A 23,461-nucleotide genomic window follows, 5' to 3' on the forward strand; every position below is an offset into this window, starting at 1 on the left:
TTCACCCGGTCAGCCCAAGTTCGTCCCTGACCAGCGGTTTTCGCAACCTTCCGTCAACATGGAGGTCGTGACGATCAAGCGAGCCTCCACATCGGACCTCCCGACCATCCTGCCTCTGGTGCGCGAGTTCTACGCCGTCGACGGGCACCACTACGACGAGGCGGTGGTGACCGCCGCGCTGGAGCCGCTGCTGGTCGACGACCGCTACGGGCAGGTGTGGCTGTTCGACACCGGGTACGCGGTGCTGACGTGGGGCTACTCGCTGGAGTCCGGCGGGCGGGACGCGTTGCTCGACGAGTTCTTCGTGCGCAACCGCGGTGGCGGTGTGGGCGGCGCGGTGCTGAACGCGTTGGTGGAGGAGGCGCGGAAGGCGGGCGCGTTGAAGATGTTCCTGGAGACCGAGGCGCCCAACGACGCGGCCCGCCGGTTCTACGGTCGCCACGGGTTCGAGGCGGAGACCTCCACTTGGCTCAGCCGGCTCCTCTAGACCAGGAGGTGACTGCGCAGTTCGGGGTCGCGGAGGATGGGCAGGACGGACGAGTCGAGCACCCGGTCCGCGCCGGGTGCTTCGGCGAGCCGCAGCATCGCCTGGCAGACGTCGGCCAGCGGCTGGCCGCGCACGGTGAGCACCGCCTCCCGCATCTGCTCCGGAGCACCCCGTTCGCGCCCCTCGACCCACTTCTGGAGGGCCATCACGACCACGCGGTGTGCCTGCTCCCGACCCTGCGTCAGCACCGGCCGGTTCAGGTCGAAGACCTCGATGGTCGCCCGGCCCTTGTCCGTCAGCCCCACGTACTGGCCCAGCGACGGCGTCAGCAGCAGGTGCTCGAACGGGTCCTCGACGGTCGGGTCCACCAGCAGCGGCGTGCCGTCGGGGGCCAGCGGGAAGCGGTCGCGCTTGAGGTTGCTGTTGCAGGTGGCGCACGCGAGCAGGTGGTTGAGCCAGTCGAACGTGCGCACCGGGTTGCGGGACAACGGCTCGAAGTGGTCGATGTCGGTGCCCTGGCTGTCCCCGCAGTACATGCACCGCTGGTAGCCGGGCGCCATCTCCTCCAGCAGCCGCCGCAGCGGCGCGTGCACGGTGCGGCGCACCACGGCCCGCTTCCACGCCGCGCGGGCCACCCGGACCCGGTCGGGGGCGGCGGCGATCTCGTCGGTCAGCGGCGGTAACCGCCTCGCCAGGTCCGGGGGCAGGGCGGTGCGGGCGAGCCGGATCACCGCTGCATCCGGGCCTGGACCTCGCGCGTGCGCGCGACCGGTGAACTGGTCAGCAGCGCCTTGAGCTTCTCGTACCGGCGCACGGTCTTCTCGTCGGCCGCGCCGGTGATCACCCGCACCTCCAGCTCCACCAGCTCCGCCCGCAGCCGCTGCGCCCGCTCCGAGTACGGGGTGTCCAGCCCGAACAGGTCGGACAACACGGCGTCGTCACCGCTGCCGTAGACGATCCGCTCGTACAGCGCCCGGTCCACCACCCGCGGCGGCTCCTGCTGGTCGGGGCCGGGCAGCCGGACCAGGCCGCCCGGGTCGGCCGCCTGGCACACGTACGGGCTGTGCGTGGTCACCAGGAACTGGATGTTCGGGAAGTGCTCCTTGAGCCACCCGCCGATCCGCTTCTGCCACGACACGTGCAGGTGCGCGTCCACCTCGTCGATGATCACGACCCCGGGCGCGGTGAGCGCCAGCCCGCCGGCCGGCGTCGGGGCGGTGCGCAGCGCCCCGAAGGACTCGTGGATCTGCTTGACCAGGTCCACCACGAGCGAGGCGACGGTGCGGTAGCCGTCGCTCATCTCGCGCAACGGGAACCGGTGGCCGCCGTTGTCCACCCAGAGCCCGTCGGAGTCCACTCCCCGGATGCGGTAGTCGTCGGGCAGCAGGCCGTCGGACAGGATCGCCAGCGCGACCGACTTCAGCTCCTCCGCGCCCGGCCGCCGTTCCAGCGACCGGAGATGTTGCTCGATCAACCATCCCACGCCCTCGGCGAGCGACGCGTCCTCGTGGAACAGGGTCGCCAGCCGGGACACCGGGCCCAGGCTCGACATCAGCCGCTGCGCGTCGGGCGTGCCGCCGACCATGCGCCGGAACGGCCCGTAGGCGGCGCAGAACCAGCCGGTGGGGTTGTCCTGCCACGGGCCGCGGGTCGCGGCGGTCTTGCTGCCCTCCAGCTTCTCCTTCAGCGAGGGCTGGAGACCGCGGTAGCCGCGCCGGTCCTCCTCGTCCGGCATGGTCCACACCAGGCCCGCCCACAGCTCGCCGGACGGCCGGCGGCCCTTGCCCGACCACCGCTCGGCGTGTTCGTCCTGGGTGAACCGCACCTGGGCGACGGCCTCGCGCTCACCGGCGGTGACCCAGTTCTCGAAGTCCGGTACCAGGTTGCGGGCCACCGCGGGACCGCTGATCGCCAGCGCGATGGCGTGCAGGAGGGAGGTCTTGCCCGAGCCGTTGCGGCCGGCGATCACGGTCCAGCCGGGGGCGGCGAGCTTGAGGTCGACCTCGCGGGCGCCGTGAAACCCCTTGATGTTCCGCAGCCGGACCTGCGAGATGTACATGGTGGCGACTGTAGTGGGGGCGGGTGTCCATCCGGTGCGGTCGGCGGGTGCGGCGTGCAGTGCTTGCGGCGGGGGCATCTTATGGGGTGCGTATGCATCTTCTTAGCGCCCGAACGAGTGAACTGAAATCGCGGCGCTCGACCACTAGGGTGTTCGCAGTCTTTTCAGAGGAGCGATGGCGGATGGCAGCGGTCCAAACCCGACGCAAGCGCAAACTGGGGCAGTTCCTCAACGCACTGCGCAAGCGCGCCGGCAAGACGGAGATCGACTACCACGCGCTCACCCGCAAGACGCAGTCGACGCTGTCGCGGATGGAGAACGGTTACATCAGTCCGAGTTGGACCGAGCTGAGCGCGCTCCTGGCGCTCTACGGGGCGAGCGACGACGAGCGGCGCGAGGCGGAAGCCCTGTGGGAGGACGCGAAGCAGGATTCCACGCGCCTGGCAAACGCCGCGGCCTACACCCCCGAGGCGCGCACGTACGCGCGGCAGGAGGCGGACGCGACCGAGGTGCGCACCATCGAGATGATCGTGATCCCGGGGCTGCTGCAGACGGCGGCGTACGCGGCGGCCATCCGCCTGGCGGGCCGGCGTTTCGTGGACACGGCGGTGTCGGTCGAGCAGGCCGTGGCGGCGCTGGCGAGCAGGCAGCGGCGGCTGCCCGGCCTGACGCTGCACGCGGTGATCGACGAGGCGGCGCTGCACCGGGTGGTGGGCGGACCGGAGGTGATGGTTGCGCAGTTATCGCACCTTTTGGACATGTCGAAGCAGAGCAACATCACGATCCAGGTGATCCCGTTCGGCGCGGGGGCCTACGGGACCATGTCCGGCGGCGGCGCGACCGCTCTCCTGTTCGAGGAAGGCGATCCCTCCACCGTGTACCTGGAGTACGCCGGCGGTGGGAAGTGGGTGGACAATCCCGCCGATGTCGAGAAGTACCTGCTTCACTTCGATGACATGGCCGGCGAGGTCGCGCTGCCGCCCAAGGACTCGGCCTCGTTGATCAGCGAACTGGCAACCGCACTGAAGGAAACATGAACACGAAGAAGACGTGGCGTAGAAGCTCGTACTCGGGCGCGGCGAACAACTGCGTCGAGCTGGCGATCGGCCCCGCGGCCGCGGTTGTGGTCCGCGACAGCAAGAAACCCGGATTGGAACTGACCTTTCCGGACCGTCCGTTCCGGGCGTTCCTCTCCACCCTCCGCAAGAGCTGACCTTTACTCACGATTCCGCCGCCGCCCGCCCTGGTGAGGGGCGGGCGGTTCCACGCGGTCCACTCCGGACTGCCCCGTCGCAGGTCACGACACCAGCCGTGCGGCCGCGACCACCAGCGGGTCCAAGGCTTCCGGTGTGGAAGTTGTGTGCTGCAGCAACTCTTCCCGCATCCGGGGCTCCCAGAACGCGCGGATGTGCTGGGCGATCGCCGCCGCCGCGCGGTCCGCCGACTGGTGGTGGAACTGCGCGGCGATCTCGTTGGCCAATCGGACGGTCGGTGGCACCGGCATCAGTCGACCACCGCCGGCTCGCGTTGCGTGGTGCGCAGCGAGACTTGAACGGCTGTCACCTTGTACTCCGGGCAGTTCGTCGCCCAGTCGGAGTTCTCGGTCGTCACCACGTTCGCCCCGGTGACCGGGTGGTGGAAGGTCGTGTAGACGACGCCGACCGGCATCCGGTCCGACAACACCGCGCGCAGCGACGTCCGGCCCACCCGACTGGCCAACGACACCTCGTCGCCGTCCCGGATGCCGCGCACCTCGGCGTCGTGCGGGTGGATCTCCAGCACGTCCTCGGGGTGCCAGGCCACGTTCGCGGTGCGGCGGGTCTGCGCGCCGACGTTGTACTGGCTCAGGATGCGGCCCGTGGTGAGGATGAGCGGGAACTTGCGGGTGGCGCGCTCGCTGGTGGGCACGAACGACGTCGGCACGAACCGGCCCTTGCCCCGGGTGAACGTCTCGACGTGCATGGTCGGCGTGCCGGTGGGCGCGTTGTCGTCGCACGGCCACTGGATGCTGCCGAGTTGGTCGAGCCGTTCGAACGACACCCCGGCGAACGTCGGCGTCAGCGCGGCGATCTCGGCCATGATCTCGCGCGGGTGGCTGTAGTCCATGGGGTAGCCGAGGGCCTGGGCCAGCTCGCACACGATCTGCCACTCGTGCTTGCCGGTCTTGGGCGCCATCACCGGGCGGACGCGGTTGATGCGGCGTTCGGCGTTGGTGAACGTGCCGTCCTTCTCCAGGAACGACGTCCCGGGCAGGAAGACGTGCGCGAACTTGGCGGTCTCGTTGAGGAACAGGTCCTGCACGACGACCAGGTCCAGCGCCTCCAGGGCGGCGGTGACGTGAGCGGTGTTCGGGTCGGACTGGGCGATGTCCTCGCCCTGCACGAACAGGCCGCGGAAGGTGCCCGCGATGGCGGCGTCGAACATGTTCGGGATGCGCAGGCCGGGCTCGGGCCGGATCGTGCGGCCCCAGACGGTCTCGAAAACCGCGCGGACGGCGTCGTCGGACACGTGCCGGTAGCCGGGCAGCTCGTGCGGGAACGATCCCATGTCGCACGAGCCCTGCACGTTGTTCTGGCCGCGCAACGGGTTCACCCCGACGCCGTCGCGGCCGACGTTGCCGGTGGCCATCGCCAGGTTCGCCATGCCCATGACCATGGTGGAGCCCTGGCTGTGCTCGGTGACGCCCAGCCCGTAGTAGATCGCGGCGTTGCCGGCCGTGGCGTACAGGCGTGCGGCGGCGCGGATCTCGGCCGCGGGCACGCCGGTGACCTCCTCGACCACCTCGGGGCTGTTCTCCGGCCGGGCGATGAACTCGGCCCACTCGTCGTAGCCCTCGCACCGGGAGTCCACAAAGGACCGGTCGACCAGGCCCTCGGTCACGACCACGTGGGCGAAGGCGTTGACCACGGCCACGTTCGTGCCGGGGCGGAGCTGGAGGTGGTGCGCGGCTTCGATGTGCGGCGACCGGACCAGGTCGATGCGGCGCGGGTCGACGACGATCAGCTTGGCCCCCTGGCGCAGGCGCTTCTTCATGCGCGAGGCGAACACCGGGTGCCCGTCGGTCGGGTTCGCACCGATCACCACGATCACGTCCGCCTGTGCCACGGACCGGAAGTCCTGCGTGCCGGCGGACTCGCCGAAGGTCTGCTTGAGGCCGTAGCCGGTGGGGGAGTGGCAGACCCGGGCGCACGTGTCGACGTTGTTGTTGCCGAACGCGGCGCGCACCATCTTCTGCACCACGTACACCTCTTCGTTGGTGCAGCGGGAGGACGTGATACCGCCGATCGACGCTTGCCCGTGCTTGGCTTGGATCTCCCGCATCCTCGCGGCCGTGTGCGAGATCGCCTCCTCCCAAGAGACCTCACGCCACGGGTCGGTGATCTTCTCGCGGACCATCGGGCTCAGCACGCGGTCCGGGTGGGTGGCGTAGCCGAACGCGAAGCGGCCCTTGACGCACGAGTGACCCTCGTTCGCGCCACCGTCCTTGTACGGCACCATCCGCACCAGCTCGTCACCGCGCAACTCGGCCTTGAACGAGCAACCGACACCGCAGTACGCGCACGTGGTCAACACGGTCCGACTCGGCATCCCGAGCTGCACCACGGACTTCTCCTGGAGCGTCGCGGTCGGGCACGCCTGCACGCACGCCCCGCACGACACGCACTCGGACTGCATGAACGGCTGCCCGCCCGCCGACACCTTCGACTCGAACCCGCGGCCCTCGATGGTGAGCGCGAAGGTCCCCTGGATCTCCCCGCACGCGCGGACGCACCGTGAGCACGAGATGCACTTGGACGGTTCGAAGTCGAAGTACGGGTTGCTGGTGTCCTTCTCCAGGCCCAGGTGGTTCTCGCCGTCGTACCCGTAACGGACCTGGCGCAGTCCGACTTCGCCCGCCATGTCCTGGAGTTCGCAGTCCCCGTTGGCCGAGCAGGTCAGGCAGTCCAGCGGGTGGTCGGAGATGTACAGCTCCATCACGCCCTGCCGCAGCTTCTCCAGCTTCGGCGTCTGGGTGCGGACCTTCATGCCGGCGGCGACCGGGGTCGTGCAGGACGCGGGTGTGCCGCGCCGCCCGTCGATCTCCACCAGGCACAGCCGGCACGAGCCGAACGGCTCCAGGCTGTCCGTCGCGCACAGCTTGGGGATGTCGACGCCCGACAACGCCGCCGCGCGCATCACGGACGTGCCTGCCGGGACGGTCACCGGGATGCCGTCGACCTCGACGTCCACCACGGCCGGGCCGGGCTGCGCCGGGGTGCCGCGGTCGGGTTCCTTCAACAGGGTCACGACGTTGCCCTCCTCGGGGTGAAGTCGTCGGCGAAGTGCAGCAGCGCGCTGCGCACCGGGTTGGGCGTGAGACCGCCCATCGCGCACAACGACCCGTCGGTCATCAGGTCGCAAAGATCGTTCAACAGAGCCATGTTCGCGTCAGGGTCCTCGCCGCCCGTGATGCGGTCGATCACCTCGACCCCGCGCACCGCGCCCACCCGGCACGGCGTGCACTTGCCGCACGACTCCTCGGCGCAGAACTCGAACGCGAACCGGGCCATGGCGGCCATGTCCACGGTGTCGTCGAACACCACGATCCCGCCGTGCCCCAGCATCGCGCCCGCCTCGGCGAACTTCTCGTAGTCCATGGGCAGGTCGAGGCCGCTCTCCGGGATGTACGCGCCCAGCGGCCCGCCGACCTGCACCGCGCGGACCGGGCGGCCGGACCGCGTGCCGCCGCCGTGGTGCTCCACCAGGTCGCGCAGCGAGATGCCGAAGTCGGTCTCGAACACGCCGCCGTGCTTGACGTTCCCGGCGAGCTGGAAGACTTGCGTGCCGCGGGACCGTTCCACGCCGAGCTTGTGGTAGGCGGTGCCGCCGTCCGCAAGGATTCTCGGGACGGACGCCAGGGTGAGGACGTTGTTGACGACCGTGGGCCGGCCGAACAGCCCGGTGATGGCGGGGATCGGCGGCTTGGCGCGCACCACCCCGCGCTTGCCCTCCAGGCTCTCCAGCATGGAGGTCTCCTCGCCGCAGATGTACGCGCCCGCGCCGACCCGGACGTGCAGGTCGAACCTCAGGCCGCGGCCGAGGATGTCTTCGCCGAGCCAGTTGTGGGCGTAGGCGATGTCGACGGCACGGCGGAAGGTGGTGACGGCGTCGGGGTACTCGGAGCGGATGTAGATGTAGCCCTCGGTGGCGCCCACCGCGTGCGCGGCGATGGTCATGCCCTCGATCAGGCAGAACGGGTCGCCTTCGAGGAGCATCCGGTCGGCGAACGTGCCGCTGTCGCCTTCGTCGGCGTTGCAGCACACGAACTTCAGCTCGCCCGGGGTGTCCGCGACCGTCTTCCACTTGATGCCGGCGGGGAACCCCGCTCCGCCCCGGCCGCGCAAACCGGACTCGGTGACCTCGGCGACGGTGGCTTCGGGCCCGATGTCGAGGGCGCGGCGCAACCCCTTGATGCCGCCGTGGTTCTCGTAGTCCGTTGTGGACAGTGGGTCGGTGACGCCGACGCGGGCGAGGCAGATCCGGTTCTGGGCGCGCATCCAGGGCAGGTCGTCGACCGGCCCGAGGTGGAGGTCGTGGTCGGCTCCGGCGCGGATGGCGTCGAGGAGTTCGGGGACGCGGTCGGGGGTGACCGGGCCGTAGCCGACTCGGCCGTGGTCGGTGGTCACTTCCACCAGCGGTTCCAGCCACAACATGCCGCGCGACCCGTTGCGGACGACCCGGACGTCGGGGTGGCGGGCGAACGCGGCGGCGACCTCGTCCGCGCCGGCGGACCGGGCGGCGGAGTCGCGGGGGACGTGGACGGTGGTCATGACGACTCCTCGCGCGTCTGGTCGGCGATGGCGGCGTCGAGCTCGTGCGGTGTCAGGCGGCCGTGGAGCCGGCCGTTGATCTGCGCGGCCGGGCCGAGGGCGCAGTTGCCCAGGCAGAAGACCTGGTCGAGCGTGACGTTGCCGGCCGTTTGGCCGATCTTGGCGATGGTGCGCTCCGCGTGGGCGACCAGTTCCTCCGCCCCGACCGCTTGGCACGCCTCGGCCCGGCAGAGGAGGACCGTCACGCGGCCGGGTGGTTCGCTGCGGAAGTCGCGGTAGAAGGTGACGACACCGTGGACGTCGGCCCGGGAGAGGTTCAACTCCTTGGCCAGCAACGGGATCACGGACTGGTCGATGTACCCGAACTCGGCTTGGAGCCCGTGCAGGATCGGCAGCAGCGCGCCTCGGTCGTGGCGGTGCGCCTCGATCACGGCCAGCACCCGATCGGCCACATCCATGTCGACCTCCCTTGGAGAGGGTTGCGGTCGGATGTAGGCTACTCAATACTGTATACAATCTGCAAGGTGGGTGATCCGCTCATGCAGGCACACCACGTCACCGACATGTACGGCCGCCGCTACCGCATCGGCGAGACCGACCGCGAACTCCTCGGCCGCCCCCGCTCCTGGACGACCTGGCTCACCACCACCGCGATGCTCGTCACGGGCATCGGCCAGTACGGCTTCGGCGCCCTCGTCCCCGCCCTGTCGGCCCGCTGGGGCCTGGTCGAGGTGTGCTGGGCCTTCGCCCTGTGGACCGCCTGCCAGGCGGGCGTCGCCTACCCCGCCGCCCGGTTCCGGCACGTCCTCGGCCCGGCCCGCGCGCTGCCGCTCGGCGCGGTGCTGAGCGCGATCGGCCTGCTCGCCCTCGCCCACGCCGACACCCTGCCGACCCTCTACCTCGGCTACGGCCTCATCGGCGGACTGGGCGCGGGCCTGGTCTACGCGACCTGCGTGGGCACCGCCGTCCGCTGGTTCCCCGACCGCACCACCAGCCGCATCTCCCTGGTCACGGCCGCGTTCGCACTCGGCGGGGTCCCGTTCCTGCCGGTGGCCGGGCACCCCGCCGCACTGGACGTCGCCGCCCTCCTCACCCTGGTCGTGGTCACCGCCTGCGGCCTGCCGTTGCGCGACCCGCCGCCGCACTGGTGGCCGCCCGACGTCGACCCGCGCCGCCGCGCGTTGACCCACCGCACCAACCGGCCCGCCATCCGCCCCTTCGCCCCGGCCGAAGCCCTGCGCAGCGGCACCCTCGCCCCGCTGTTCCTCACCGTCACGGCCGCCGCCGCGGTGTCGCTGTTCGACTTGGTCTTCCTGGCCGTGCCGGGACACCTGCCGACCCTCGCCGTCCTCGCCGCCGCGACCGCCCTCGGCAGGCCCGCGGCGGGCCGGCTCTCCGACCGCATCGGCCGCCGCCGCACCCTCCGCCTCGCCCTGGCCACTGGCGGCGTGGCACAGCTCGTGATCTTGTCAGGACAGGACTCGCTCCCGATCCTCATGGTCGGCGCGGCCCTGGCCGGGCTGGGCACGAGTTGCTGCTACGCCCTCCTGGTCAACCTGGTCCGCGAGTACTTCGGCGAGGACACCGCACCGCTCAACTTCGCCGTCATCTACAGCGCCAAGGCGGTCGGCGGTGTGCTCGGCGTCGGCCTGGCCTCGATCCTCGTCACGCACCAGGGCTACGCACCCGCGTTCCTGACCGCGGCGGCCCTCGGCCTGGCGGGCGCGGCGCTCGGTGGCCGGCTCAGCCACCCCGGCCGGCCCCGCGGACTCCTGCCCAGCGAGGCGTCGTGACCACCCGGTTGCCGCACCTCGCACCCGGCCGCCACCCCACGCCCGCGCACGGCCGCTGCCTGCTCGAACTCGTGTCCCAACTCGCTGACGAGGTCTGGTCGGACCGCCCGGCCGCCGTGCACCCCGTCTTGGCGGCGGTCGCGCGCTGCGTCAACGACCGCACCACCCCGCACGGCCGACAAGCCCTCTTACCGCTCGCGGTTCCCTTGCTGCACACCGCGAACGCGCCCGCCCACGCGATCGTCGACCACTGCCTGCGCACCGCAGGCTTAAAGAAGCGTTGGTGGACCGGGATCTTCCCCACCATGGCCGTGGCACGCGCGGTCCGTCGCCTGAACACCGACGAAGCGCTCCGGCGCCTGCTCACCGAATGCGTGCACCTGAGCCGAAAGGACCCCACATGGGCAGAGTGACCAGCAGGCGGCGCGTGGTGCGGCTGGTGGACGGCGTCGCGCGCGCCCGACCGGACACGCTCACCGTCGAGGAACCGCTGGAGATCCGGGTCGCGGGCAAGCCGTTGTCGATCACCATGCGCACCCCGGGCGGCGACTTCGACCTGGCGGCGGGCTTCCTGGTCAGCGAAGGGGTGGTGCGCGCGCCCGACGACATCGCCGCGATCCGGTACTGCGCCGGGGCCACCGACGACGGCTCCAACACGTTCAACGTGCTGGACGTCGCCCTGGCCGAAGGCGTCGCCCCGCCGGACCCGTCGATCGAGCGCAACTTCTACATGACCTCGTCCTGCGGCCTGTGCGGCAAGGCGAGCCTCGATGCCGTGCGCACGACCGCCGCGTGGACCGTGGCGGAGGACCCGGTGGAGGTCGACATCGACACCCTGGCCGCGCTGCCCGACGAACTCCGTGCCGCACAAAGGGTTTTCGACCGGACAGGCGGCCTGCACGCGGCCGGGCTGTTCACCGCCGGCGGCGAGCTGCTGTGCTTGCGGGAGGACGTCGGACGGCACAACGCGGTCGACAAGGTGGTCGGCTGGGCGCTGCAGCACAGGGGATTGCCGTTGCGGGCGACGGTGTTGATGGTCAGCGGTCGGGCGTCGTTCGAGTTGGTGCAGAAGGCCGTGATGGCGGGGATTCCCGTGCTGGCAGCGGTGTCCGCGCCGTCCACGCTAGCCGTCGACCTCGCCGACGAGATGGGCATGACGCTCGTCGGGTTCCTGCGTGGCACGTCGATGAACGTCTACAGTGGACGGCACCGCCTGGTCGGTTGACGCCGACCAGGCGGTGCGCCGGTCACGCCAGCACTTCGCGGAGCAGCCGCGCGGTCTCGCTGGGCGTGCGTCCCACCCGGACCCCGGCCGCCTCCAGGGCTTCCGCCTTGGCCTGCGCGGTGCCCGCCGAGCCGGACACGATCGCGCCCGCGTGGCCCATGGTCCGGCCCTCGGGCGCGGTGAACCCGGCGACGTAGCCGACGACCGGCTTGGTCACGTGCTCCCGGATGTACGCGGCGGCCCGCTCCTCGGCGTCCCCGCCGATCTCGCCGATCAGGACGATCGCCGCCGTGTCGGGGTCGTCCTCGAAGGCGGCCAACGCGTCGATGTGGGTGGTGCCGACGATCGGGTCGCCGCCGATGCCGATGGCGGTGGAGAACCCGACGTCCCGCAGCTCGTACATCAGCTGGTAGGTCAGCGTGCCGGACTTCGACACCAGACCGATCGGGCCGTGACCGCAGATGTCGTCGGGGATGATGCCCGCGTTGGACTGGCCGGGGCTGATGATGCCGGGGCAGTTCGGGCCGATGATCCGGGTCCGGTTGCCCGTCGCCACGGCGTGCGCCCAGAACCCGGCGGTGTCGTGCACCGGCACGCCTTCCGTGATCACGACCGCCAGCCCGATGCCCGCGTCGATCGCCTCCACCACCGCACCGCGGGTGTGCGCGGGCGGCACGAAGATCACGGTCACGTCCGCGCCGGTGGCCTCCATCGCCTCGGACACGGACCCGAACACCGGCAGCACTGCTTGCCACGGGGCACTCGCACCCGAGCCGCCGTCGAAGTCGAAGGTCACCTTCTCGCCCGCCTTGCGCGGGTTCACCCCGCCCACGACCTGCGTGCCGGACTTCAGCATCCGTCTGGTGTGCTTGGACCCCTCCGCGCCGGTCATGCCCTGGACGACCACTTTGCTGTGCTGGTCGAGGAAGACAGCCATTCAGACCTCCCGGGAAGCGAGCCGCGCGGCCCGGTCGGCCGCGTCGTCCATCGTGTCGACCACGGTCACCAGCGGGTGGTCCGCCTCGGCGAGGATGCGCCGACCCTCCGCCACGTTGTTCCCGTCCAAGCGCACCACCAGCGGCTTGGTCGCGGTCGGACCCAGCACGTCCAGCGCCCGCACGATCCCGTCCGCCACCGCGTCGCACGCCGTGATGCCGCCGAAGACGTTGACGAACACGCTCCGCACGTCCGGGTCGTTGAGGATGACGTCGAGCCCGTCGGCCATCACGGTCGCCGACGCGCCGCCGCCGATGTCGAGGAAGTTCGCCGGCCGCACACCGCCGTGGGCCTCACCCGCCCGCGCCACCACGTCCAAAGTGGACATGACGAGCCCCGCCCCGTTGCCGATCACGCCGACCTGGCCGTCCAGCTTGACGTAGTTGAGGCCCCTGTCCTTCGCCTCGGCCTCCAACGGGTTCTCGGCCCGGCGGTCCGCCAGTGAGGCGTGCCCGGGGTGGCGGTAGGCGGCGTTGCCGTCCAAGGTCACCTTGCCGTCGAGGGCGACCACCGACCCGTCCTCGGTGCGCACCAACGGGTTCACCTCGACCAGCGTCGCGTCCTCCGCGACGAACGCCCGCCACAGCTTGACCAGCACGTCGGCGACCTGGTCGGCCACCTCGGGCGGGAACTTCGCCGCGGTGACGATCTCGTGCGCCTTGGCCAGGTCCACGTCCGTCACCGGCAGGCGCACGAGCGCGTCCGGCCGGGTGGCCGCGACCTGCTCGATGTCCATGCCGCCCGCCACGGACGCCATCGCCAGGAACGTCCGGTTGGCGCGGTCGAGCAGGAAGGCCACGTAGTACTCCTCGGCGATCGCGCTCGCCTCGACCACCAGGACCTCGCGCACCCGGTGGCCCTTGATGTCCAAGCCCAGGATCGAATCGGCCACCGCCTGCGCCTCCGGAGGCGTGCGGGCGAGCTTCACGCCGCCCGCCTTACCCCGCCCACCCGTCTTGACCTGCGCCTTCACCACTACGGGCAGCCCGAGCAGTTCGGCGGCACCGCGCGCGCCGGCCGGGGTGGTGGCGAGCACGCCGCGCGGCACGGGCACGCCGTGCGCGACGAACAGGTCTCTGGCCTGGTGTTCGTAGAGGTCCACGGCAGACGTCCTCTCCGAGGGAGGTTCCAGTCGGGCTCAGGGGGATTTCGGGTCCGGTCGGCTCTGGACATCGGCCCGAACTAGGCGTAAGCATATGGCTACCCCATACGGTATGCAATCTACAACGGGCCGGTTCCAGTGTCGGAAGCCCCGCTCCTCTCGGTGCTGCCGACCGCGATCGAAGGAGTTGACCAGCACATGACGCGGACAGCGACCGAGGCGGCAACCGGCGGGTCCGATGCGGGGCCGGCACTGATCTCCGGCGGCCACCTGGTGGCCAAGGCGCTCAAGGCCGAGGGCATCGACACGATCTTCACCCTGTGCGGCGGCCACATCATCGACATCTACGACGGCTGCGTGGACGAGGGCATCACCGTCATCGACGTCCGCCACGAGCAGGTCGCCGCGCACGCCGCCGACGGCTACGCCCGCATCACCGGCAAACCCGGCTGCGCGGTCGTCACCGCCGGCCCCGGCACCACCGACGCCGTCACCGGCGTGGCCAACGCGTTCCGCGCGGAGAGCCCGATGCTGCTCATCGGCGGCCAGGGCGCGTTGACCCAGCACAAGATGGGGTCACTGCAAGACCTGCCGCACGTGGACATGATGACCCCGATCACCAAGTTCGCCGCGACCGTCCCGTCCACGGCGCGCGTGGCGGACCTGGTGTCCATGGCCTTCCGGGAGTGCTTCCACGGCGCGCCCGGCCCGTCGTTCCTGGAGATCCCGCGGGACGTCCTCGACGCGTCCGTGCGGTTGGACCAGGCCCGCATCCCGGAAGCAGGCCGCTACCGCGCGTCCACGCGCAGCGCCGGCGACCCGGAGTCGGTCGAGAAGCTGGCGGACCTGTTGGTGCACGCCAAGAAGCCGGTCGTGCTGTTCGGCAGCCAGGTCTGGACGACCCGCGCCACCGACCCGGCGATCGAACTGGTCCGCACCCTCAACATCCCCGCCTACATGAACGGCGCCGGCCGTGGCACGCTCCCGCCCGGCGACCCGCACCACTTCCAGCTCTCCCGCCGCTACGCGTTCGACAACGCCGACGTCATCGTCATCGTCGGCACCCCGTTCGACTTCCGGATGGGCTACGGCCGCAGGCTCTCCGCGCAGGCCACCGTCGTGCAGATCGACTTGGACTACCGGACCGTCGGCAAGAACCGGGACATCGACCTCGGCATCGTCGGCGACGCGGGCCTGGTGCTCGCCGGCGTCACCGCCGCCGCGTCCGGCCGCACCGACAACGGCGCGGTCGGACGCAAGCCGTGGCTGGAAGAACTCCAAGCGGTGGAGGAGAAAGCGCGCGCCAAGCGGCTGCCGCAGCTGATGTCGACGGCCTCGCCGATCCACCCTTACCGGCTCGTGCACGAGATCAACGAATTCCTCACCGAGGACTCGATCTACATCGGCGACGGCGGCGACATCGTCACGTTCTCCGGCCAGGTCGTGCAGCCCAAGTCGCCCGGCCACTGGATGGACCCCGGCCCGCTGGGCACGCTCGGCGTCGGCGTCCCGTTCGTGTTGGCGGCCAAGCACGCCCGCCCGGACAAGGAGGTCGTCACGCTGTTCGGCGACGGCGCGTTCAGCCTCACCGGCTGGGACTTCGAGACGCTGGTGCGGTTCAACCTCCCGTTCGTCGGCATCGTCGGCAACAACTCGTCGATGAACCAGATCCGCTACGGCCAGGCGCAGAAGTACGGCACGGCCCGGGAACGCGTCGGCAACACCCTCGGCGACGTCCGCTACGACGAGTTCGCCCGGATGCTCGGCGGCTACGGCGAGGAGGTCCGCGACCCCGAGGACATCGCGCCCGCCCTGCGCCGGGCCCGCGAGTCCGGCCTGCCGTCGCTGATCAACGTGTGGGTCGACCCGGACGCGTACGCGCCGGGAACCATGAACCAGACCATGTACAAGTAGGGGAGCCCCGCATGGGAAAGGCGTTGGAGGGCATACGAGTCCTCGACCTGACGCATGTCCAATCAGGACCGTCGGCGACCCAGTTGCTGGCGTGGCTGGGCGCGGACGTCATCAAGGTGGAAGCACCCGGCCGCGGTGACGTGACGCGCGGCCAGCTGCGCGACCTTCCCGGCGTCGACAGCCTGTACTTCACGATGCTCAACGCCAACAAGCGCAGCATCACGCTGAACATGAAGAGCGACGAGGGCAAGGCCGTGTTCGGCCAGCTCGTCACCACCGCCGACGTCCTGGTGGAGAACTTCGGTCCCGGTGTGGTCGACCGGTTCGGGTTCACCTGGGAACGCCTCCAGGAACTCAACGAGGGCCTGGTCTACGCGTCCATCAAGGGTTTCGGCCCCGGCCGGTACGCGGACTTCAAGGCCTACGAGGTGATCGCGCAGGCGATGGGCGGCTCGATGTCCACCACCGGTTTCGAGGAAGGCCCGCCGCTGGCCACCGGGGCCCAGATCGGCGACTCGGGCACGGGCATCCACCTGGTCGCCGGCATCCTGGCCGCGCTGTACCAGCGGACGCGCACCGGCAAGGGCCAACGGGTGCAGGTCGCCATGCAGGACGCGGTGCTCAACCTGTGCCGGGTCAAGCTGCGCGACCAGCAGCGGCTCGCCCACGGCCCGCTGGGGGAGTACCCGAACGAGGTGTTCGGCGACGCCGTTCCCCGCTCCGGCAACGCCTCCGGCGGCGGCCAGCCCGGCTGGGCGGTGCGCTGCGCGCCCGGCGGCCCCAACGACTACATCTACGTGATCATCCAGCCCGTCGGCTGGGCGCCCATCACCAGGCTGATCGGCCGGCCGGAACTGGCCGACGACCCGGCGTGGGCCACCCCGGAAGCCCGGTTGACCAAGCTGGACAAGGCCTTCGCGCTCATCGAGGAGTGGACCGAGAAGCACACCAAGTGGGAGGTCATGGAGCAGCTCAACGCCCACGACATCCCGTGCGGGCCGATCCTGTCCACCAAGGAGCTGATCGAGGACGAGACGCTGCGCGAACTCGGGACCGTGGTGGAGGTCGAGCACCCCGAGCGCGGCGCGTACAAGACCGTCGGCAGCCCGCTCAAGCTCTCCGCCTCGCCGGTGGACGTGGGCCGCTCGCCGCTGCTGGGCGAGCACAACGCGGAAGTCCTCGCCGAACTCGGCTACCTGCCCGAGCAACTGGAGCGGCTCAAGGCCGCCGGTGCCATCTGAGGAGACGTCATGGCGGACTACGACCGGGCGGCGGTCGACCGGATCATCGCGGCGGTGGCGGCCGAGGGCCGCACCACCCTGACCGCGCCCGAGGGCAGGCTGGTGTGCCAGGCGTACGGCATCCCCACGCCGGCCGAGGGCCTGGCGGCCACGGCGGAGGAGGCGGTCGCGCTGGCCGAGGACATCGGGCTGCCCGTCGTGCTCAAGATCGTCTCGCCGGACGTCCTGCACAAGACCGAGGCGGGCGGTGTCCTGGTCGGCCTGGGCACCGCCGCCGAGGTCGCGGCCGGCTTCGAGACGATCGTGGCGAACGCCCGTGCGTACAAGGCGGACGCCGAAATCGTCGGTGTGCAGGTGCAGAAGTTGTTGACCGGCGGCCAGGAAGTGATCGTCGGCGCGGTCACCGACCCCACGTTCGGCAAGATCGTGGCGTTCGGCCTGGGCGGCGTGCTGGTGGAGGTGCTGAAGGACGTCACGTTCCGCCTCGCGCCGACCACTCTCGAAGAAGCCTCCTCTATGGTCGACGGCATCGCGGCGGCCGAGGTGCTGCGCGGTGTGCGCGGCGCGCCCCCGGCGGACCGGGAGGCCCTGGCGGACGTCATCCGCCGCGTCGGCGACCTGGTCACCGACTTCCCGCAACTGTCCGAAGTGGACCTCAACCCGATCCTGGCCACCCCGGACGGTGCGACGGCCGTGGACGTGCGGATCATCGTGGACCCCGAGCCCGCGCCCGAGCCGGTCCGGTTCAGCCAGGAGCAGATCCTGGCCGCGATGAACCGGATCATGAAACCGGCCGCCGTCGCGGTGATCGGGGCGTCCGCCGAGCCGGGCAAGATCGGCAACTCGGTCATGCGCAACCTGGTCGACGGCGGCTACCGGGGCGAGATATACCCGATCAACCCCAAATCCGACGAAATCCTCGACCGCAAGGCGTACCGGAGCATTTCGGACGTTCCGGGTGACGTGGACGTGGCGGTCTTCGCGATCCCGGCCAAGTTCGTGCCGGCCGCGCTGGAAGAGGTCGGCGCGAAGGGTGTCGCAGGGGCGATCCTCATCCCCTCCGGCTTCGGTGAGACCGGCAACCACGAGTTGCAGGCCGAGGTCGTGGCCATCGCCCGCAAGCACGGCGTGCGCATCCTCGGGCCGAACATCTACGGCTACTACTACACACCGGAGAACCTGTCGGCTACCTTCTGCACTCCGTACGACGTCAAGGGCGGTGTGGCCCTGTCCTCGCAGAGCGGGGGGATCGGCATGGCGATCCTCGGCTTCAGCCGGTCGGCGAACATCGGCGTGTCCTCGATCGTCGGCGTGGGCAACAAGGCCGACCTGGACGAGGACGACCTGCTGACGTTCTTCGAGCAGGACGAGAACACCTCGCTCATCGCCATGCACCTGGAAGACCTCAAGGACGGCCGGGCGTTCGCCGAGACCGCGAAACGGGTCTCCGCGAAGAAACCCGTGGTCGTGCTGAAGGCCGGCCGCACCGACCAGGGCGCCAAGGCCGCCGGTTCGCACACGGGGGCGTTGGCGGGTAACGACAAGGTCTACGACGACATCCTCCGGCAGAGCGGCGTCATCCGCGCGCCCGGCCTGAACGACATGCTGGAGTACGCGCGCGGCGTCCCGTTGCTGCCCACGCCGCAGGGGGAGAACGTCGTCATCATCACCGGCGCGGGCGGGTCCGGTGTGCTGCTGTCCGACGCGTGCGTGGACAACGGCTTGTCGTTGATGGAGATCCCGCCCGACCTGGACGCGGCGTTCCGCGAGTTCATCCCGCCGTTCGGCGCGGCGGGCAACCCGGTGGACATCACCGGCGGCGAGCCGCCGTCCACCTACCGCAACACCATCGCGCTGGGCCTGTCGGACGAACGGGTGCACGCCCTCGTCCTCGGGTACTGGCACACCATCGTCACCCCGCCGATGGTGTTCGCCGAGCTGGTCGTGGACGTGGTGCGGGAGTTCCGCGACAAGGGGGTGCACAAGCCGGTCGTCGCCTCGCTCTCGGGTGATGTCGAGGTCGAGGAGGCGTCCGAACACCTGTACCGGCACGGGATCGTCGCCTACCCGTACACCACGGAGAAGCCGGTCGCCGTGCTGGGCGCCAAGTACCGCTGGGCCCGCTCCGCCGGGCTGCTCTGAAGGGGGAAATCCGCCGTCGTCGTGCACAACCTCACGGGAGGTCCGTTGTGGATACACCCAATCCGCCGGGACAGCTGTCCGGCGGGGACGCCACCCCGGGAACCGTAGCGCCGTCACCGTCCTCCGAGCGCGTGTGGCGGGCGGGCCGGCTGGAGCCGATGCCCATCCGGAAACTGCCGGACGCGCCACCGTCCGTCCACGTCCTCGGCCCGACGGTGTTCCTCGTCGCGCTGGGCGTGGGAATGGGCGAGTCCTACATGTGGCCGCGCCTGGTGCTGCTGTTCGGTCCCGAGATCCGGTGGCTGTTCCTGATCGGCGTGACGCTGCAAGCCGTGGTGATGCTGGAGATGGCCCGCTACGCGATGGCCACCGGCGAGAGCATCTTCTTCGGCGCGGCCCGCGTCTTCAAGCCGATCATGTGGTTCTTCTTCACCGTCGCGATCCTGGTCTACATCTGGCCCGGCCACCTCTCCGCGGGCGCCGCCGCGCTGGAGGAGATGACCGGCGTGCCGTGGACGGTCTCGGCGTGCGTCGGTCTGATCCTGGTCGGGGTGGTGTTCAGCCTGGCCAAGGTGATCTACAACCTGCTGGAGAACGTGCTGTCGCTGCTGATCGGCCTGCTGGTGGTCGGCACGGCGGTGGTGGCCGCGATGGTGGGCACGTGGTCCGACGTCGTCTCGACGATCACCGGCATGTTCCACTTCGGCTACTTCCCGTCGGAGGCGTTGTCGGCCACGTGGTTCCCGATCGTCGTGGGGTCCATCGCGTTCGCCGGGCCGTCGGGGATGCAGCAGATGTGGTACACGCTGCACCTGCGCGACAGCGGCGCGGGCATGGGCGCGCACATCCCGGCCGTGCGCGGTCTCCGGCACGCCGGCGAGGAAGAGCAGATGCCTTCGCGGGGCTTCATGTTCGACACCGACGACGCCGACGAGATGCGCAAGTGGAAGGGCTGGCGGCGGTGGGTCACGTTCGACGCGCTGCTGTTGTTCTGGGGCGTGACGATGCTGGTGACGGTGTCGTTCACGGTGCTGGCGCAGGCGGCGAGCCGGCAGAGCCCGAACGTCAAGGCGCTGCTGGAGTCCGGTGAGCGGGAAGCGGCGTTGAACGCGATGTCCGACTCGTTCGCGGCGGCCGGTGGTCCCGCGTTGGGGATGGTGTTCCTCGGGTTCATCGCGTTGATCGGGTTGAACGCCACGCTGGGGTTGTTCGACTCGTTCTCGCGGGGTCAGGCGGACATGACGTATCACTTCGTGCGCGGGGCGAAGCGGTTCCGGATGTCCCACCTCTATGCGGGATTCCTGTGGGGTGTCATCGTTTTCGGCATCCTGGTCCTGTTGTTCGGGCCGGCGGACGGTCCGGGGGCGATCCTGGACGTGCTGGCGTTCCTGTCGACGTTCGCGATGGGCGCGTACTGCGTGGTGTTGTTGTTGGTGAACAACAGGATGCTGCCCAAGCCGATCCGGCCGCGGTTGGCGACCAACGTGATCATCGGGTTCGGCGCGGTGTTCTACCTCGGGATGCTGCTCTACAGCCTGGTCCGGTTCGGCGTGGTGGTGAGCTGATGCGGGATCGGCTGGAACTCGCGGTGCCGGGTGCGGTGGTCGGCGCGGTCGGCGGGCTGGTCGCCGGCGTGCTGGCGGCGGTTGTCGGACAGCCTTACGCTTGGGCGGCAACGGTTTCGCTCGGGTTGGCGGTGCCGTTGGGGGTGTTCGGCGGGGTCTTGGGGCTGCTGCTGGGGTCGGGGCGGGTGCGGATGGGGGTGTTCGCGCCGGTCGCGTTGTTCTGGCTGGTGGGGTTCCCCCTGGCGCGGTTGGTCGGTGAGGTGTTCACGGGTGCGGTGCTCGGTGGTCGGGTGCTGCCGGACGACGTGGTCGGGTTCCTGGCGTACCAGGGGATCGTGAGCTTCGGGTGGTCGCTGGGGTTCCTGTGGCTGCACGAGCGGATCGCGCCGCACTGGCTGGACCGGGTGCGCTCGGGGAACCCGTTGGCACAGCGGTGGTTCGAGCGGTACGCGGCGCACGCCCGGGTGCTCCGCGCGGCCCGGAGGTGACGAGATGCAGCTGCCCACCTGGGTGTGGCTGACGACGATGGGCGCGATCGCGCTGGTGATCGCGTTCGACTTCTACCTGGTGGCGCGGAACCCGCGGGAGCCGTCGTTCCGCGAGTCGCTGCTGTCGGTGTCGGTGTACGTGGGGCTGGCGGTGCTGTTCGGGCTCGGCGTGGTGGTGTTCGCCGGGCCGCGGTTCGGCGGCGAGTTCTTCGCCGGGTGGATCACCGAGTACTCGCTGAGCGTGGACAACCTGTTCGTGTTCGTGCTGATCATGACGCGGTTCGCGGTGCCGCGGGAGTACCGGCAGAAGGTGCTGATCATCGGTGTCGTGCTGGCGTTGGTGCTGCGGGCGGTGTTCATCGCGTTGGGCGCCGAGGCGATCTCGCGGTTCGACTGGCTGTTCTACGTGTTCGGGGCGTTCCTGATCTTCACCGCGTGGAAGCTGTTGCGGCAGGACGACTCCGAGGCCGCGGAGTTCCACGAGAACGCGGTGCTGCGCGTGGTCCGCCGCGTGGTGCCGACCGCTCCGGCGTACCACGGCGCGCGGTTGACGGCCGTGGTGTCCGGCAAGCGGGTGGTCACGCCGATGCTGGTGGTGATGATCGCGGTCGGGACCACGGATTTGCTGTTCGCGGTGGACTCGATCCCGGCGATCTTCGGCCTGACCAAGGAGCCCTACCTGGTGCTGACCGCGAACGCGTTCGCGCTGATGGGTCTGCGCCAGCTGTTCTTCCTGGTGGGCGGGCTGCTGGACCGGTTGGTCCACCTGGGCAAGGGCCTTGCGGTGATCTTGGCGTTCATCGGGGTCAAGCTCATCTTCGAGGCGTTGCACCACCACGGCGTCCCGTGGGCGCCGGAGATCCCGATCCTGCTGTCGCTCGGGGTCATCCTGGTGGTGCTGCTGGTCACGACCGTCGCGAGCCTGATGGCCTCGGCGCGGGCCGGGACGGCGGCCGTTGTCGCTGTCGCCGAGCAGCCGCCGGACTCGGACGCGTGACCTGGGTCGTCGGGCGGCGCGGTGAGGGGCGCCGCCCGACGATCACACGGTGGTCTTGTCCTGGTCGCGCCGGTCGAGGAAGTCCTCGATGTCGGTGACGGTGTTCCGGCGTTCGGCTTCCCGCGCGGCGGCCAGGCCGATGCCGATCCGGCGGCCGTCGGCGCTGAAGCCGTGGTCACGGGTGAGGGCGTGCTTGAGCTGCTGCCATGCGGACATGGTTCGGGTACCTCTTCGTGTGCTAGGGGGCTTCACATGCAGAATACAGACTTTTGTATACAGAATGTCGGCCAGGTGGCCACCATCACCTCATCGGGGTGGCCGGCGGCTGGTCAGTTCTCGGTGGCCTGCTGGTAGGCCTGACGGGTGCGCTCGGTGTGCTCGCCCATGAGGCGACCGGCGGTCTCGGCGTCGTTGGCCTTGACGGCCTCGATGAGGGCGGCGTGCTCGTCCCACGCGTCCTTGCCCCTCGTGAGGGCGAGGGGGGCGTAGTACCAGCGGACGCGGCGGTCGACGGTCGCGATCATCTCGGCCAGGACCGCGTTGCCGGCGATCTTGGTGATGTGGGCGTGGAAGGCGGCGTTCGCGGTGACGAGCTGCTCGGCGTCCTCGTCCTTGAGGGCGTTGACGCCGTTGGCGTGGAGGCGGAGGAGGTCGTCGACGTCGGCCTGGGTCGCGCGCTCGGCGGCGAGCTTGGCCGAGTAGGTCTCAAGGACGCCGCGGACGCCGAGGAGCTGGTCGGCTTCCTCGTCGGTGGGGGTGTGGACGAAGGCACCCTGGGCGGGGCGAAGGTCGACCCAGCCTTCGGTCTGGAGTCGCTGGAGGGCTTCGCGGACGGGTTGGCGGCTGACGCCGAGGTGCTCGGCGAGGTCGATCTCGACGAGGTGTTGGCCGGGCTGGAGGGTGCGGTTGACGATCAGCTCCAAGAGCGCGTCGTACACGGCTTGGCGCAGGGGAGCGGGCCTCTCGACCTTCCGAGCGGCCGCCCCGCTGAGCGACTCACGAGCCGCACGACGAGCGGCGGTCCCCGCACTGGTTGGCGGCGACTTGGGCTGACTCACGTGCCCTCCTAGGCGGGTTGTCGGGAATGCCCGGCTTTCAGCATACAGATTTTGGCATACAAAAAGCAATCGCCACCTACCTCACCTGCCACTTGCCGCGCCTGCCGCCCAACCCACCGCCACACCCCACCGCCGGTCATCGCGGCGACTACCCGCCGCCACCGCTACTACCCCCAACCCCCCCATCGCTGCCGCCCGCCCGCCGCCCCAGCCGCCGCCCCTGGGGGTCGCCGCTGCCAGCCCGCCGCCGCTGCTGCTGGCCGCCGCCACCCGCCGCCGTCGTTGCCCGCCGCCGTCGTTGCCCGCCGCCGTCGTTGCCCGCCGCCGTCGTTGCCCGCCGCCGTCGTTGCCCGCCGCCGTCGTTGCCCGCCGCCGTCGTTGCCCGCCGCCACGCGCCGTCGCCGCTAGCCGCCGTTGCCCGCCGCCACGCGCCGTCGCCGCTAGCCGCCGTTGCCCGCCGCCGTCGTTGCCCGCCGCCACGCGCCGTCGCCGCTAGCCGCCGTTGCCCGCTGCCACTGCCACTACCCGCTGCCGCCGCCGCCCGCCGCCGCCACGTTCGGCCCGGTTGGGGTATCGCCTTACCG

22 protein-coding genes are annotated in these 23,461 nt (G+C 70.5%); 12 read left to right on the forward strand and 10 right to left on the reverse strand.

What is annotated here, in order from left to right; genetic code table 11:
* The first annotated feature begins 58 nt into the window (after positions 1–58).
* Positions 59–487: a GNAT family N-acetyltransferase gene (locus tag RIN75_RS21090; protein WP_309113700.1), complete on the forward strand. Its 429-nt coding sequence runs from the start codon at positions 59–61 to the stop codon at positions 485–487.
* On the opposite strand, the gene RIN75_RS21095 is transcribed toward RIN75_RS21090, so the two are convergent.
* Positions 484–1,218, reverse strand: coding sequence for an HNH endonuclease (locus RIN75_RS21095; RefSeq protein WP_309113701.1), 735 nt, complete (start codon positions 1,216–1,218; stop codon positions 484–486). The genes RIN75_RS21090 and RIN75_RS21095 overlap by 4 nt on opposite strands.
* On the reverse strand, positions 1,215–2,546 hold the full coding sequence (locus RIN75_RS21100) for an AAA family ATPase (protein ID WP_309113702.1): 1,332 nt from the start codon (positions 2,544–2,546) through the stop codon (positions 1,215–1,217). Before RIN75_RS21100 ends, RIN75_RS21095 begins: the two co-directional genes overlap by 4 nt.
* Positions 2,547–2,728: 182 nt before the next feature.
* Here RIN75_RS21100 and RIN75_RS21105 point away from each other — a divergent pair, with 182 nt between their 5' ends.
* On the forward strand, positions 2,729–3,583 hold the full coding sequence (locus RIN75_RS21105) for a helix-turn-helix transcriptional regulator (protein WP_309113703.1): 855 nt from the start codon (positions 2,729–2,731) through the stop codon (positions 3,581–3,583).
* Positions 3,580–3,759: a DUF397 domain-containing protein gene (locus RIN75_RS21110; RefSeq protein ID WP_309113704.1), complete on the forward strand. Its 180-nt coding sequence runs from the start codon at positions 3,580–3,582 to the stop codon at positions 3,757–3,759. The genes RIN75_RS21105 and RIN75_RS21110 overlap by 4 nt, the downstream gene beginning before the upstream one ends.
* An 84-nt stretch (positions 3,760–3,843) precedes the next feature.
* Here RIN75_RS21110 and RIN75_RS21115 read toward each other — a convergent pair whose 3' ends face one another.
* Genes RIN75_RS21115 through RIN75_RS21130 form a run of 4 tightly spaced genes read right to left on the reverse strand, consistent with a single transcriptional unit; the run spans position 3,844 to position 8,814 of the window.
* Positions 3,844–4,050 carry a formate dehydrogenase subunit delta gene (locus RIN75_RS21115; RefSeq protein WP_309113705.1) on the reverse strand — a complete coding sequence of 69 codons (207 nt, stop codon included), beginning with the start codon at positions 4,048–4,050 and terminating at the stop codon, positions 3,844–3,846.
* Entirely contained in the window at positions 4,050–6,833 is a 2,784-nt protein-coding gene (gene fdhF / locus RIN75_RS21120) for a formate dehydrogenase subunit alpha (RefSeq protein ID WP_309113706.1), read from the reverse strand. The genes RIN75_RS21115 and fdhF overlap by 1 nt, the downstream gene beginning before the upstream one ends.
* Positions 6,830–8,356, reverse strand: coding sequence for an NADH-ubiquinone oxidoreductase-F iron-sulfur binding region domain-containing protein (locus RIN75_RS21125; RefSeq protein ID WP_309113707.1), 1,527 nt, complete (start codon positions 8,354–8,356; stop codon positions 6,830–6,832). The genes fdhF and RIN75_RS21125 overlap by 4 nt, the downstream gene beginning before the upstream one ends.
* Positions 8,353–8,814: an NAD(P)H-dependent oxidoreductase subunit E gene (locus tag RIN75_RS21130; protein ID WP_309113708.1), complete on the reverse strand. Its 462-nt coding sequence runs from the start codon at positions 8,812–8,814 to the stop codon at positions 8,353–8,355. Before RIN75_RS21130 ends, RIN75_RS21125 begins: the two co-directional genes overlap by 4 nt.
* A gap of 66 nt (positions 8,815–8,880) precedes the next feature.
* Here RIN75_RS21130 and RIN75_RS21135 point away from each other — a divergent pair, with 66 nt between their 5' ends.
* From RIN75_RS21135 to fdhD, 3 genes are read left to right on the forward strand one after another with little or no spacing between them, the layout of a single operon-like run.
* Positions 8,881–10,149: an MFS transporter gene (locus RIN75_RS21135; RefSeq protein WP_309113709.1), complete on the forward strand. Its 1,269-nt coding sequence runs from the start codon at positions 8,881–8,883 to the stop codon at positions 10,147–10,149.
* The gene (locus tag RIN75_RS21140; protein ID WP_309113710.1) at positions 10,146–10,562 is read left to right on the forward strand and encodes a hypothetical protein; all 417 of its coding nucleotides are present in this window, start codon (positions 10,146–10,148) and stop codon (positions 10,560–10,562) included. The genes RIN75_RS21135 and RIN75_RS21140 overlap by 4 nt, the downstream gene beginning before the upstream one ends.
* Positions 10,550–11,374, forward strand: coding sequence for a formate dehydrogenase accessory sulfurtransferase FdhD (gene fdhD, locus RIN75_RS21145; RefSeq protein WP_309113711.1), 825 nt, complete (start codon positions 10,550–10,552; stop codon positions 11,372–11,374). Before RIN75_RS21140 ends, fdhD begins: the two co-directional genes overlap by 13 nt.
* A 22-nt stretch (positions 11,375–11,396) precedes the next feature.
* Here the strand turns inward: fdhD and sucD are convergent, their stop codons facing one another.
* Together sucD and sucC are read right to left on the reverse strand one after the other, a co-directional pair.
* Entirely contained in the window at positions 11,397–12,311 is a 915-nt protein-coding gene (sucD, locus tag RIN75_RS21150; RefSeq protein ID WP_309113712.1) for a succinate--CoA ligase subunit alpha, read from the reverse strand.
* Entirely contained in the window at positions 12,312–13,472 is a 1,161-nt protein-coding gene (gene sucC, locus RIN75_RS21155) for an ADP-forming succinate--CoA ligase subunit beta (RefSeq protein WP_309113713.1), read from the reverse strand.
* Between the two features lie 198 nt (positions 13,473–13,670).
* Between sucC and RIN75_RS21160 the strand changes: the two genes are divergently transcribed.
* From RIN75_RS21160 to RIN75_RS21185, 6 genes are all read left to right on the forward strand, one after another.
* Entirely contained in the window at positions 13,671–15,386 is a 1,716-nt protein-coding gene (locus RIN75_RS21160) for a thiamine pyrophosphate-binding protein (RefSeq protein WP_309113714.1), read from the forward strand.
* Positions 15,387–15,397: 11 nt separating this feature from the next.
* On the forward strand, positions 15,398–16,627 hold the full coding sequence (frc, locus tag RIN75_RS21165) for a formyl-CoA transferase (protein WP_309113715.1): 1,230 nt from the start codon (positions 15,398–15,400) through the stop codon (positions 16,625–16,627).
* A 9-nt stretch (positions 16,628–16,636) separates the two neighbouring features.
* Positions 16,637–18,769 (forward strand): acetate--CoA ligase family protein, encoded by a 2,133-nt coding sequence (locus RIN75_RS21170; RefSeq protein WP_309113716.1) that lies wholly within the window; start codon positions 16,637–16,639, stop codon positions 18,767–18,769.
* Between the two features lie 158 nt (positions 18,770–18,927).
* Positions 18,928–20,334, forward strand: coding sequence for an Nramp family divalent metal transporter (locus tag RIN75_RS21175; protein ID WP_309113717.1), 1,407 nt, complete (start codon positions 18,928–18,930; stop codon positions 20,332–20,334).
* A complete protein-coding gene (locus tag RIN75_RS21180; protein ID WP_309113718.1) occupies positions 20,334–20,822 on the forward strand; it encodes a hypothetical protein in 489 nt (162 codons plus the stop codon). Before RIN75_RS21175 ends, RIN75_RS21180 begins: the two co-directional genes overlap by 1 nt.
* Positions 20,823–20,826: 4 nt before the next feature.
* Complete coding sequence (locus tag RIN75_RS21185; RefSeq protein WP_309113719.1) at positions 20,827–21,819, forward strand: TerC/Alx family metal homeostasis membrane protein; 993 nt, start codon at positions 20,827–20,829, stop codon at positions 21,817–21,819.
* Between the two features lie 42 nt (positions 21,820–21,861).
* Here the strand turns inward: RIN75_RS21185 and RIN75_RS21190 are convergent, their stop codons facing one another.
* Both RIN75_RS21190 and RIN75_RS21195 read right to left on the reverse strand, forming a co-directional pair.
* Positions 21,862–22,035 carry a hypothetical protein gene (locus RIN75_RS21190; RefSeq protein ID WP_309113720.1) on the reverse strand — a complete coding sequence of 58 codons (174 nt, stop codon included), beginning with the start codon at positions 22,033–22,035 and terminating at the stop codon, positions 21,862–21,864.
* A 113-nt stretch (positions 22,036–22,148) separates the two neighbouring features.
* Positions 22,149–22,877 (reverse strand): GntR family transcriptional regulator, encoded by a 729-nt coding sequence (locus tag RIN75_RS21195; protein ID WP_309113721.1) that lies wholly within the window; start codon positions 22,875–22,877, stop codon positions 22,149–22,151.
* Between the last annotated feature and the right edge of the window lie 584 nt (positions 22,878–23,461).

The sequence above is a fragment of the Saccharothrix sp. genome (assembly GCF_031180885.1).
Lineage (GTDB): Bacteria > Actinomycetota > Actinomycetes > Mycobacteriales > Pseudonocardiaceae > Actinosynnema.